Origin of the sequence: Comamonas sp. UBA7528 (assembly GCF_002479375.1) — a bacterium.
Classification (GTDB): Bacteria; Pseudomonadota; Gammaproteobacteria; order Burkholderiales; family Burkholderiaceae_C; genus Comamonas.
Map to the genome: position 1 here is coordinate 101,593 of NZ_DLMU01000015.1, position 10,600 is coordinate 112,192.

The window sequence follows — 10,600 nt, forward strand, 5'->3', positions numbered from 1 at the left end:
CTCAGTGCTCCCTCTTGGCAAACAGGCCCTGCGGGCGCAGCGACAGGATGATCACCAACAGCACGAAGGCGATGATGTCCTTGTAGTCGGTGGAGATGTAGTAGGCCCCGAAGCTCTCGGCGAAGCCGATGATCAGCCCGCCCAGCACCGCCCCCGGGATGCTGCCCATGCCGCCCAGGATGATGATCACAAAGGCCTTGGTGATGACCAGCTGCCCCATGGCCGGATAGACCAGGTTGATGGGCGCATACAGCGTGGCCGCCACGGCGGCCAGCGCGCCGGAAATGGCAAACGTCATCATCGCCACGCGGTTGGCATCGATGCCCACCAGCGACGCGCCTTCGCGGTTCTGCGCCATGGCAATGATGGTGGAGCCGGTGGTGGTGCGCGTCAGGAACAGGTGCAGCGCCACCATCAGCGCAAACGCGGCGGCAATGATCAGCAGGCGCTGCGCCGGGGCCGTCAGGCCGCCCAGCTCGATCACGCTGGTGTAGGGCGTGGGCAGGCGCTGGAAGTCCGCGCCCCAGAGGGCCTGCGCACCGGCTTCCAGGAACAGCAGCAGGCCGATGGACGCGATCTTGGGGTGCAACGGCGAGGCCTTGCGCAGCGGGTGGAACACCAGCCGCTCGCTAACGATGCCCAGCACCGCCACCGTCACCGCCGCCATCACCATGGCCGACCAGTAGCCCCAGCTCCAAGCCACCATGGCGTGCAGTGCCACAAAGGCACCGATCATGTAGAAACCGCCGTGCGCGAAATTGGGCACATGCAAAATGCCGTACACCAGCGTCAGCCCCAGGGCCACCAGGCCATAGATGCCGCCCAGCGTCAGGCCGTTGAGTACTTGCTGCAGGAAGACGTCCATCTCAGAACCTCCTCCATCGGCCGCCATCCGGTTGCCCGGCGGCGGCGCGCCATGTGTCACCACGCATGTCTCGCTCCTTGTTGAGTCTGGATCACCAGGCCTGCTGCCATGCAGCACGGGCCTCGCGCTGTCTCCATGCTCAACAAGCCAGGGGCTGCAAACAAGAGGGGTGTTCTGCAATGCAGAACCACAAGGGCAAACCCCAACCGTTTTGGGTAACGCAGATGACAGCTGTGCCGCCGCGGTTTCCGCGTTCCCAGGGACAACCCTGAGACCTCGGAAACGGTTTGCTACATGCGTATCGGAAGGCGCTGTGCGCAGCAGGCCGGGCAGCGCATCCATCCCTGCGCGCAGGCGCTGCAGCGCATCGACAACGGCCTGCCCAGACCAAAGCCTTCGGCCGCTGCCACCGGCACGGCGGCAGCGCTGCGGAGCCCCATGGGTCACACCCTGCGGGGCGTAATGCCGCAGCGTTCTGCGTGGAAGGCGCGGACTAGTGCTGCAGCCCGCCGTACGCCGATTGCGGCACGGTGGGCGCGGGCGGCTGCGCCATGGCCGGCGGCGCGACCGCCAGCGGGTCCTGCCAGTTGCGCGGCATGCCGAACACCGGAGGTTGGGTGGCACCGAAAGCCCGCGCGCAGGCCGCTGCGTACAGCAGGATGGCCGAGGTGAAGTAAATCCACATCAGCAGCACCACCAGCGAACCGGCCGCGCCGTAGGCCGACACCACGGCGGCGGTGGACAGATACCAAGCGAATGCCTGCTTGCCCGCGGTGAACAGCGCGGCGCCCACCATGGCGCCGAACACCAGGTAGCGCGCCGGGGGCTTGGGCCCGCTGCCCAGGCGCATCACGCCCCAGAACAGCGCCACGGACACGCCGAACGACACCAGCTCGTTGGCCACCAGCATCACCTGGCCCAGCGGGGCGATCGGCAGCACCGTGCCCGCCCAGTCCGACGCCAGCTTGAGCCCAGTGGACAGCACCATGGACACCAGCAGCATCAGCCCCAGCACCACCACATAGCCCAGGCCGCGCAGGCGGATGGTGGCCATGCTCCACCAGGGCTTGGCGGGCTCGGGCGGCACATCGCGGCCCACCACCCACAGCTTGCGCAGCGAGTTCTGCAGTTCCGCAAACACCCCGGTGGCGCCCGAAGCCAGCAGCACCAGACTCAGCGCGGATGCCAGCAGGCCTTCCTTCTTGGTCTGGGCGCTGGCCATGGCGGCTTTCAGCACCGAGGCGCCCTGGTCCCCCATCACCGCACTGGCCTGGCCCAGCAGCTCGCTTTCGATCACCGACCGGTCCAGCCACCAGCCCAGCAGCGCCACGATCAGCAGCAGCAGCGGCGACAGGCTGAGCATGCCGTAGAACGACAGCGCGGCACTCATGCGCAATCCATCGGCCTGCAGCCACAGCTGTACCGATTCCATCAAGGGCTGTGCGGGGCGCAGCAGGCGTGCGGCCCGGCGCTTCCAGAGGGTGAGATCGAAAGCCATGCGGCCCATTGTGGCGGCACAGGCGCTGCACCGCCAGCCACCAACGGACCGTGAGCGCCACGGCAATGGGCCTGGCGCATGAATGCGGGGGATCTTGTGCCAGGCGCGGCGGCAACAGCGCAGGCCGCCCGCGCACCCGGTCGCGGCCACGGTGAGTGGCCTACTGCAGCCGCAGCGGCAGCCACTGCGCCTGCGACGGGAAATATCGCCCGGATTACATCTCCCGAATGCTGCAAAAATCATCAGGGTTTCCCCTTGTCAACTACGCTGGCGTGCGGTCCGGGGTGTGTGGAACACTGCGGGTTAGCACTTAAGGTGCAACCCGAAAAAATACAGAAGCACTGCCACAGTGACAGTGCCATGGAAGAGGCAAACCCCATGCACACCACCTTCACCCACGAATCCCCTGCGGACCGCGTGCTGTGCCCCGCCTTGCGCGAACGCATCATGACGGCCGACCAGGCCGCCAGCCTGATCCAGTCCGGCATGACGCTGGGCATGAGCGGTTTCACCCCGGCAGGTGCCCCCAAGGCCGTGCCCCAGGCGCTGGCGCGCCGTATCGAGGAACAGAACGCCCACGGCGGCCAGTTCCGCATCAGCCTGTGGACCGGCGCCTCGACCTCGGCCGAACTGGACGGCGCGCTGGCCAAGGTGCATGGCATCGAACGCCGCCTGCCCTACCAGTCCGACCCCACGGTGCGCAAAGAGATCAATGAAGGGCGCATGCAGTACGTGGACATCCACCTCTCGCATGTGGCGCAGTATGTGTGGTTCGGCTTCCTGGGCCACCTGGATGTGGCGGTGGTCGAAGTGGCGGGCATCCTGCCCGACGGGCGCCTGATTCCGTCGACGTCGGTGGGCAACAACAAGACCTGGCTGGAGCAGGCCGACAAGATCATTCTGGAAGTCAACAGCGCCCAGCCCGCCGCGCTGGAAGGCATGCATGACATCTACTACGGCGCGGCCGTGCCGCCCTTGCGCAAGCCCATTCCCATGGTGCACCCGTACGACCGCATTGGCGACCCGTATCTGCACTGCGACCTGGACAAGGTGATCGCCGTGGTGCCCACGCAGCAGCGTGACAGGCTGGCCGGTTTCACGGCGCCCGATGCCGATTCACAGCGCATCGCCCAGCACATCATTGACTTCCTGCAGCACGAGGTGACAGTGGGCCGCCTGCCACCCGAGCTGCTGCCCCTGCAGTCCGGCGTGGGCAACATCGCCAACGCGGTGCTGGCCGGTCTCAACCACGGCGCGTTAGAGCAGCTGCACGCCTACACCGAAGTGCTGCAGGACGGCATGCTGGACATGCTGGAATCGGGCAAGCTCGCGACGGCGTCCACCACCTCGCTGGCGCTCAGCCCGGCGGCCATGGAACGCTTTCTGGCCGACATTGACCGCTACCGCTCGCGGGTGATCCTGCGCCCGCAGGAGATCTCCAACCACCCGGAGCTGATCCGCCGCATGGGCCTGATCTCCATGAACGCGCTGATCGAGGCCGATATGTACGGCAACGTCAACAGCACGCACGTGATGGGCTCGTCCATCATGAACGGCATCGGCGGCAGCGGCGACTTTGCACGCAACGCCTACCTGTCCATCTTCATGACACCGTCCATGGCCAAGGGCGGGAACATCAGCTGCATCGTGCCCATGGTGTCCCATGTGGACCACACCGAGCACGATGTGCAGGTCATCGTCACCGAACAGGGCCTGGCCGATCTGCGTGGCCTGGCACCGGTGCAGCGCGCGCGGCGGATCATTGCGCAGTGCGTGCACCCGGACTACCGGGCGGAGATGACCGACTACCTGGAGCGCGCGCTGCGCGATGCCCCGGGCAAGCACACGCCCCATCTGCTGGAAGAGGCCTATGCCTGGCACCAGCGCTACCTGAAGACCGGCAGCATGCACGCGGCGGCCCCGGCCGCCCGCATGCGGGCGGCTTGAGCACCCGGCACGGGCCGAGGAAGGGTGGCACAGGAACGACACGTGGACTGAAACAACGCAGCCCCCCTGCCCCAAGGCGCTGCATCGCAGCGCCTTTTTTTGGTTTTTTTTGAGGGGATTTTGGGCTTTTTTGAAAACCGGGTGCGCGCGCTCCTGCCGCGCCCCCGGCCGCCCGGTCAGAACAGCAGCGTCTTGATGAATGGCGCCGCCAGCACGTTCACGGCACCGGCAATCAGCATCACCAGCGATGCCATCACCGCCTGCACCTCGCCGGCCTGGCGGGCGCGCGCCACACCGCTGCCGTGGGCCGCACCGCCCCAGCAGGCACCGGTGGCCAGCTTGCTGCGGATGCGGGGCAGCACGCGCAGCACGGTCTGACCCAGCAGCATGGCGCTGACGCCGGTGAGCAGCACAAACAGCGCGGCCAGATCGGTGGGGCCGCCCAGCACTTTCTCCGCCTCGATGGCGAAGGGCGTCGTGATGGAACGCACTGCCAGGCCTTTTTCCAGTTCCTCGGGCAGACCGAACCACTGGGCAAAGGTCACCGAGGTGCCGATGGACACCACGGTGGCCGCCAGCACGCCGGTGGCAATCGACATCCAGTGCTTGCGCAGCAGGTCCCGGTGGGCATGCAGCGGCAGCGCAAAGGCCACGGTGGTGGGCCCCAGCAGCCAGACCAGCCAGTGCGTCTGGGCGTAGTACTGGGGAAAGCGCACCTGCGTGAGCAGGGCCAGCGTGACCAGCACCACGGGCGTGGCGATGATGGGCATCAGCAGCACATGCGGGTGGCGGCCGTACAGGCGCTTGTTCACCACATAGCACGCCACGGTGGCGGCCAAGGACAGCAGGCCGATCACCTCGTTCGAGAGCATGTTCACACCTCCTCCCGCACCGCACGGCGCGCACGGGCCGTGGATTTGCGGCGCGCCAGCCACAGCTCCAGACGATAGACACGGTCCACGGCCAGGGCCGTCACCGCCATCACGCAGGCGGTGCTGATCACGATCACCGCCAGAATGCGCAGGCCCTGGTGGCGGATCAGGTCGGGGTATTCGGTCACCACCAGCATGGCGGGGACAAAGAACAGCAGCATCTCGGCCATCAGCCAGTTGGTGCCGGCCTGCAGCCACTGGGCCTTGACCAGCCCCGTGAACAGGCCCACGGCCAGCAGGCCGAAGCCGATCAGCCCGGCCGGCATGCTCCAGCCAAAATGCTGGCGCATGCCTTCCATGGCCACCCAGATCGCACTGAGCAGGCCCACCTGCAGCACCACCCTGGCCAGCGGCCAGACGGACCGTGCCGCACGGAGGGTGAGGGGCCGCGCGGGCAGGGTCGGAATTCTTGACATGGGACAAAGTCTAGGGTTTACCCCTGTATTCGTAAAATGAATAATTTCCATAAAAGCCATGCTTTAAAGGAATCCCCATGGACCTGCGTGCCCTGCGCTACTTCATCGAGGTGGTGCGCCAGAACGGTTTCACCCGCGCGGCCGAAACCCTGCATGTGACCCAGCCCACCATCAGCAAGATGGTCAGGGCGCTGGAGGACGAGCTGGGTGGGCCGCTGCTGCTGCGCGAGGGCCGCGGGGTGCAACTGACCGATGCCGGCCAGGTGGTCTATGACCGGGGGCAGGAGATGCTGGACCAGGCCCGGCTGCTGCGCCAGCAGGTGGCCGAGGTGGACAACATCACGCGCGGCGAGCTGAGCGTGGGCATCATGCCCACCACCGGCCACTACATGGCACCGGTGATTGCACTGTTCCAGCAGCGCTTTCCGGGCGTGCACCTGCAGGTCAACGAACAGGGGGCACGCGCCCAGTACCAGCTGATCCAGGACGGCAAGCTGGACATGGCGCTGGGCCTGTTTTCCGCACCCGATCCGGCACTGGAACGCTACACCGTGGCGCGGCAGAAGACCCGCGTGGTGCTGCCCGTGCACCGTGTGGGCGATCCCGACCGACCGCTGCGCTGGCAGGATCTGCACGACCTGCCCTTTGTGCTCTACACCTCGGACTTTGCGCTGCACGAGCATGTGCTGCAGCAGTGCGAGGCGGCGGGCTTCTCCCCCCAGGTCAAGGTGCAGACGCGCTACTGGGATTTCATCGGCCATCTGGTGGCCGCTGACGTGGGCGTGGCCGTGATGTTCGAGCATGTCATCGCCCGCTATGACCCCCGGCGCGTGGCCAGCCGCCCGCTGACCGAGCCGGCGATCACCTGGGATGTGGCCCTGATGTGGCGCCCCGGCTACCTGTCCCGCGCCGCCCGGGCCTGGCTGGACTGCGTGCGGGCCGTCTATCCCCGCCCGCTGCACGGGGCGGACCAGCCGCCGATGCCGCAGCCATAGCCTCCCTGGAACGTGCTGGGCACCTGCCGGTGCGGCCAGTTGCTCATGTGGGAGGGCGTCCCTCCAACGCCCCGGCGTCTGCTGCACCTCGCCCATGCCGATGCCGGTCCCAGCGCATGTGCAGTCCGCAACCGGGCCATTGCTGGTGTAATCGGGCAGCCCCACCGCTGCAGGGCGCTTCACCACAACGACACCGAGACACGAGACATATGCAACGCCGACATTTTCTTGCCGCTGCTGCGGCCTCCTGTGCCACCCCCACGCTGTCCGCCCTGGCGGCCGGCAAGCCCGTGCGCATCGTCGTGCCTTATGCCGCCGGCGGCGCCATCGACCTGAGCGTGCGCCGCATGGCCACCATGCTGGAGGCCGACCTGGGCACCGTCATCATCGAAAACCGCCCGGGCGGCGGGGGCGGTATCGGCATGACGGCCGTGGCGCGCGCACCGGCCGACGGCCTGACCCTGGGCATTGCCGCCGTGGCCACCAATGCCATCACCCCCTGGCTGTTTGCCAACCTGGCCTACGACCCGATCAAGGACTTCGCCCCCATCACCCAGATGACGCGCATTCCCAATGTGCTGGTGGTGAATGCCGAGGCAGCACAGAAGCGCGGCATCGCCAGCCTGGGCGACTTTGTCGCCTTTGCGCAGCGCGAATCCGGCAAGCTGACCTATGCCAGCGGCGGCAATGGCAGCGCCGGCCATCTGGCAGGCGAGATGTTCAAGCGCGACGCCCAGGTGGACATCGTGCACGTGCCCTACAACGGCGGTGCACCGTCCCAGCTGGCCTTGCTGTCGGGCCAGGTGGATTGCTCCTTCGACAACCTGGCCAGCGCGGCGGCCAATATCCGCGCCGGCAAGCTCAAGGCCCTGGCGGTGACCTCCGCCCAGCGCAGCGAACTGCTGCCCGATCTGCCGGCGGTGGCCGAACGGTTCAAAGGCTTCCAGATCGACACCTGGTGGGGTCTGGTCGCACCGGCCGGCACGCCCGCGGAGGTGGTGCAGCGCCTGAATGCCGTGGCGGTCAAGGCCTTGTACAGCGCCGAAGTGATGGCCCTGTACCGCGACATGATGATGGAAACCGTCACCAGCACGCCGGATGCCTTCGGCGCCTTCATGCGCCTGGAGTTGGCCCGCTACCAGCAGGTGGTGCGCATCAGCGGCGCCACCGTGGGTTGAACGCGCCGCAACAGGTGGCGCGCACCGTCCCGGGCAGGGCCGCAGGCCCTGCCGTTTTTTTGACAACCGTTTTTCACCCCTTCTGCACCCATGCACGACGCGTTTCTGGCCCAGCACACTGTTTTCATCACCGGTGCCGGCCGGGGCATAGGCCAGGCCGTGGCCGTGGGTCTGGCGGCCATGGGCGCCCACCTGGTGGTCAGTGACCTCAGCAGCGAGGCGGCGGCCGCCACGGCCGCACAGATCCGCAGTGCCGGCGGTGTGGCCTCCAGCCTGGCACTGGATGTGGCAGATGCCGCCGCCTGCCAGGCCGCCGCGGCGGCGCTGCCACTGCCCGCCGGGCACCGCCTGGTGCTGGTGAACAACGCCGGCATCCGCCCCAAGCACGCTTTCGACAGCCCGGACCGCGATGCGCAGTGGCGCCGCACCATGGACATCAACCTGGACGGCGCACGCCACACCATCCTGGCCTTCCAGGCCCTGCTGGCGGCCAGCGGCGGCAATGTGGTGAACGTGGGCTCTATCTCGGCCTCGCGCGCCTCGCCGGGGTCCATCGCCTATTCCACTTCCAAGGCTGCCGTCGAGATGCTGACCAAGGTGATGGCGCTGGAACTGGCCCCCCAGGGCATCCGCGTGAACGCGGTGGCACCCGGCGTGATGCTGACCGGCATGACCGAGCAGACCCGCAAGGATCCCCGGCATGTGGAATACATCCTGCGCCGCGTGCCGCTCAAGCGCTACGGCGAACCCGCCGAGATCGCCGGCCCCGTGGCCTTTCTCGCATCACCGCTGGCCAGCTACATCACCGCCACGGTGCTGAATGTGGATGGCGGCTATCTGGCTGCCTGATCCGGCGTACCACTGCGTGCACCACGCCCACGCTGCGCCGGCTATGCTGCGGCCCTGGGCAGCCGTGTCCGCTGCCGTGTCGCACTGCCATGACGCCATCCTTTCACGCCCGCCGCCACACCCTGTCCCGCACCGCTGCGCTGCTGTTCGGACTGGGCGGCTTGCCACCGCTGCACGCCATGTCTGCCACTGCCTTGCACGAAGCCGCCACACGCGGTGACACCGCCGTGCTGCGCCAGCAGCTGCAACAGGGCGCGCCCGTGGATGGGCGCGACGGCGCGGGCCGCACCGCCTTGCTGGCCGCCACCCACGCCAACCAGGTGGAAGCCGCGCGCCTGCTGGTGGCCGCCGGGGCCGATGTGAATGCCAAGGACGCTATCCAGGACAGCCCCTATCTGTACGCCGGCGCACGTGGGCTGCTTGAGATCCTGCAGCTCACCCTGGCCCACGGAGCCGACCTGCGCAGCACCAACCGCTACGGCGGCACCGCCTTGATTCCCGCCGCCGAGCGCGGCCATGTGGAGGCCGTGCGCACGCTGATCACTGCCGGCGTGGACGTGGACCACATCAACCGCCTGGGCTGGACGGCGCTGCTGGAAGCCATCTTGCTGAGCGACGGCGGCCCCCGCCACCAGCAGATCGTGCAACTGCTGCTGGCCGCTGGCGCCAACCCCAACCTGGCCGATGGCGACGGCGTGCGCCCGCTGCTGCATGCCCAGCAGCGCGGCTACACCGCCATGGCCGATCTGCTGCGCGCCGCAGGCGGGCGTTGACCCGCCCCGCGCCCTGGGCTGCCGTAGCGCAGGGCGTGCTGCGTGCACACCACAAAAACTATCAAAATAAGAGCAACCCATGCACACAAAGAATGCGTGAACTGCCATTTTCACCAGAAGAATTTGTACGACACCGCCGCACATGCAAGGCGCATTCATGCACCGCACTGAGGGAATCTTCGAACTGCCCGGCGGAATGCAAAGATTTTTTCAATCCACCGCCGCGCCAGAGCACGCTACCCTCGCGCCTGCGCCGACCAACGGTCGTCCCTGAAAAACGTTTTTCGTCCCGGGGCAGCCCTGCGTCCGCCGCCACAAAAAAGATTGCGCTCAGGGAGGAAAACCACATGCTCACCATCCGCCGCGGCCTGCTGCTGGCGGCCACCCTTGCCTTGGGCGGCTGCCTGTTCGAAGAAACCATGCTTCCCGAAACCCTGCACTTCCCTCCGGGCACCCCCATCACCTACGGCGGCAAGCCCGCCAAGCTCTATGGCACCGAAGCCTGTGCCCAGGGTGAACTGGCCGGCCATTCCTGCCTGATCTTTCCGCCCAACCGCCCCACATCCAAGGCCGTGATCATCAGCGGACAGCGGGTGAAGGAAATCCAGGTCACCGCCAAGCGCGACCCCCAGAACCCCACACATTTCATCGTGGTCGACGACCAGGGCCGCCGCCTGCTGAGCACCACCGGCAACCACGACGACATGGCGAATATCCAGATCACCTACTGAGCACCACGGAGCGCCCGCAGGGCGCCTACGTTAGCAGCGACACCTGAACGCCAGATGAGCGAATCCCCGGGCCTGAAATACGTATTTCCCAGTGATTGCAGGCCCGGTTGCGCAGGCCCAGAATGGGCGCGGAACCCTTGTCCGCCTTTTCAATAAACTGGAGATAACAGATGAAAAGCACCTTGCTCGCCCTCGGCCTTGCCGCCGCCTTTCTGGCCCCTGCCGCCTACAGCAGCCCGCTGACGGCCAGCCAGCACACCCAGGTCTCCGCCGCCAAGAAGACGTCGGCGCACGCCACGCCCCACAAGGCCAAAGCCACCAAGCACGCCAAGGCCAAGAAGCGCCCGCAGCACATGGTCAAAAAGGCCTGAACGGCAGCGGCCGCAAGGCCGCAGCCCCCAAGCAAAAAGCCAAGG

Annotated in this window: 12 protein-coding genes; 7 read left to right on the plus strand and 5 right to left on the minus strand. The window is 67.1% G+C overall.

Annotated features, from left to right (window positions below; genetic code table 11):
* Window position 1: 1 nt before the first annotated feature.
* Together B3349_RS18875 and B3349_RS18880 are read right to left on the minus strand one after the other, a co-directional pair.
* The gene (locus B3349_RS18875; RefSeq protein ID WP_291591060.1) at window positions 2–865 is read right to left on the minus strand and encodes a branched-chain amino acid ABC transporter permease; all 864 of its coding nucleotides are present in this window, start codon (window positions 863–865) and stop codon (window positions 2–4) included.
* 493 nt (window positions 866–1,358) lie between these two features.
* A complete protein-coding gene (locus tag B3349_RS18880) occupies window positions 1,359–2,363 on the minus strand; it encodes a YihY/virulence factor BrkB family protein (RefSeq protein ID WP_291591061.1) in 1,005 nt (334 codons plus the stop codon).
* A gap of 378 nt (window positions 2,364–2,741) precedes the next feature.
* Here B3349_RS18880 and scpC point away from each other — a divergent pair, with 378 nt between their 5' ends.
* Entirely contained in the window at window positions 2,742–4,310 is a 1,569-nt protein-coding gene (scpC, locus tag B3349_RS18885; protein WP_291591064.1) for a succinyl-CoA:acetate CoA-transferase ScpC, read from the plus strand.
* 176 nt (window positions 4,311–4,486) lie between these two features.
* Here the strand turns inward: scpC and B3349_RS18890 are convergent, their stop codons facing one another.
* Together B3349_RS18890 and B3349_RS18895 are read right to left on the minus strand one after the other, a co-directional pair.
* Complete coding sequence (locus B3349_RS18890) at window positions 4,487–5,182, minus strand: LrgB family protein (protein WP_291591066.1); 696 nt, start codon at window positions 5,180–5,182, stop codon at window positions 4,487–4,489.
* A 2-nt stretch (window positions 5,183–5,184) separates the two neighbouring features.
* A complete protein-coding gene (locus tag B3349_RS18895) occupies window positions 5,185–5,658 on the minus strand; it encodes a CidA/LrgA family protein (RefSeq protein WP_291591067.1) in 474 nt (157 codons plus the stop codon).
* A gap of 77 nt (window positions 5,659–5,735) precedes the next feature.
* Between B3349_RS18895 and B3349_RS18900 the strand changes: the two genes are divergently transcribed.
* From B3349_RS18900 to B3349_RS18915, 4 genes are all read left to right on the plus strand, one after another.
* Window positions 5,736–6,653, plus strand: a complete 918-nt coding sequence (locus B3349_RS18900; protein WP_291591069.1) for a LysR family transcriptional regulator — start codon at window positions 5,736–5,738, stop codon at window positions 6,651–6,653.
* Window positions 6,654–6,862: 209 nt separating this feature from the next.
* Window positions 6,863–7,831 carry a tripartite tricarboxylate transporter substrate binding protein gene (locus B3349_RS18905; RefSeq protein WP_291591070.1) on the plus strand — a complete coding sequence of 323 codons (969 nt, stop codon included), beginning with the start codon at window positions 6,863–6,865 and terminating at the stop codon, window positions 7,829–7,831.
* A gap of 90 nt (window positions 7,832–7,921) precedes the next feature.
* Window positions 7,922–8,680, plus strand: coding sequence for an SDR family NAD(P)-dependent oxidoreductase (locus B3349_RS18910; RefSeq protein ID WP_291591073.1), 759 nt, complete (start codon window positions 7,922–7,924; stop codon window positions 8,678–8,680).
* A gap of 89 nt (window positions 8,681–8,769) precedes the next feature.
* Window positions 8,770–9,453 (plus strand): ankyrin repeat domain-containing protein, encoded by a 684-nt coding sequence (locus B3349_RS18915; RefSeq protein WP_291591075.1) that lies wholly within the window; start codon window positions 8,770–8,772, stop codon window positions 9,451–9,453.
* Window positions 9,454–9,514: 61 nt separating this feature from the next.
* On the opposite strand, the gene B3349_RS18920 is transcribed toward B3349_RS18915, so the two are convergent.
* A complete protein-coding gene (locus B3349_RS18920; RefSeq protein ID WP_291591077.1) occupies window positions 9,515–9,802 on the minus strand; it encodes a hypothetical protein in 288 nt (95 codons plus the stop codon).
* Here B3349_RS18920 and B3349_RS18925 point away from each other — a divergent pair.
* Both B3349_RS18925 and B3349_RS18930 read left to right on the plus strand, forming a co-directional pair.
* Window positions 9,801–10,184, plus strand: a complete 384-nt coding sequence (locus B3349_RS18925) for a hypothetical protein (RefSeq protein ID WP_291591079.1) — start codon at window positions 9,801–9,803, stop codon at window positions 10,182–10,184. The genes B3349_RS18920 and B3349_RS18925 overlap by 2 nt on opposite strands.
* Before the next feature lie 170 nt (window positions 10,185–10,354).
* Window positions 10,355–10,555, plus strand: coding sequence for a hypothetical protein (locus tag B3349_RS18930; RefSeq protein WP_066538664.1), 201 nt, complete (start codon window positions 10,355–10,357; stop codon window positions 10,553–10,555).
* Window positions 10,556–10,600 lie beyond the last annotated feature (45 nt).

What these genes read in the sequence shown, in the direction of transcription:
- B3349_RS18900 (WP_291591069.1), top strand. Translation starts at nt 5,736, where the DNA reads ATGGACCTGCGTGCCCTGCGCTACTTCATCGAGGTGGTGCGCCAGAAC.
- B3349_RS18910 (WP_291591073.1), top strand. Translation starts at nt 7,922, where the DNA reads ATGCACGACGCGTTTCTGGCCCAGCACACTGTTTTCATCACCGGTGCC.
- B3349_RS18875 (WP_291591060.1), bottom strand. Translation starts at nt 865, where the DNA reads ATGGACGTCTTCCTGCAGCAAGTACTCAACGGCCTGACGCTGGGCGGC.
- B3349_RS18895 (WP_291591067.1), bottom strand. Translation starts at nt 5,658, where the DNA reads ATGTCAAGAATTCCGACCCTGCCCGCGCGGCCCCTCACCCTCCGTGCG.
- B3349_RS18925 (WP_291591079.1), top strand. Translation starts at nt 9,801, where the DNA reads ATGCTCACCATCCGCCGCGGCCTGCTGCTGGCGGCCACCCTTGCCTTG.
- B3349_RS18890 (WP_291591066.1), bottom strand. Translation starts at nt 5,182, where the DNA reads ATGCTCTCGAACGAGGTGATCGGCCTGCTGTCCTTGGCCGCCACCGTG.
- B3349_RS18915 (WP_291591075.1), top strand. Translation starts at nt 8,770, where the DNA reads ATGACGCCATCCTTTCACGCCCGCCGCCACACCCTGTCCCGCACCGCT.
- B3349_RS18905 (WP_291591070.1), top strand. Translation starts at nt 6,863, where the DNA reads ATGCAACGCCGACATTTTCTTGCCGCTGCTGCGGCCTCCTGTGCCACC.
- scpC (WP_291591064.1), top strand. Translation starts at nt 2,742, where the DNA reads ATGCACACCACCTTCACCCACGAATCCCCTGCGGACCGCGTGCTGTGC.
- B3349_RS18930 (WP_066538664.1), top strand. Translation starts at nt 10,355, where the DNA reads ATGAAAAGCACCTTGCTCGCCCTCGGCCTTGCCGCCGCCTTTCTGGCC.
- B3349_RS18920 (WP_291591077.1), bottom strand. Translation starts at nt 9,802, where the DNA reads ATGTGGTTTTCCTCCCTGAGCGCAATCTTTTTTGTGGCGGCGGACGCA.
- B3349_RS18880 (WP_291591061.1), bottom strand. Translation starts at nt 2,363, where the DNA reads ATGGCTTTCGATCTCACCCTCTGGAAGCGCCGGGCCGCACGCCTGCTG.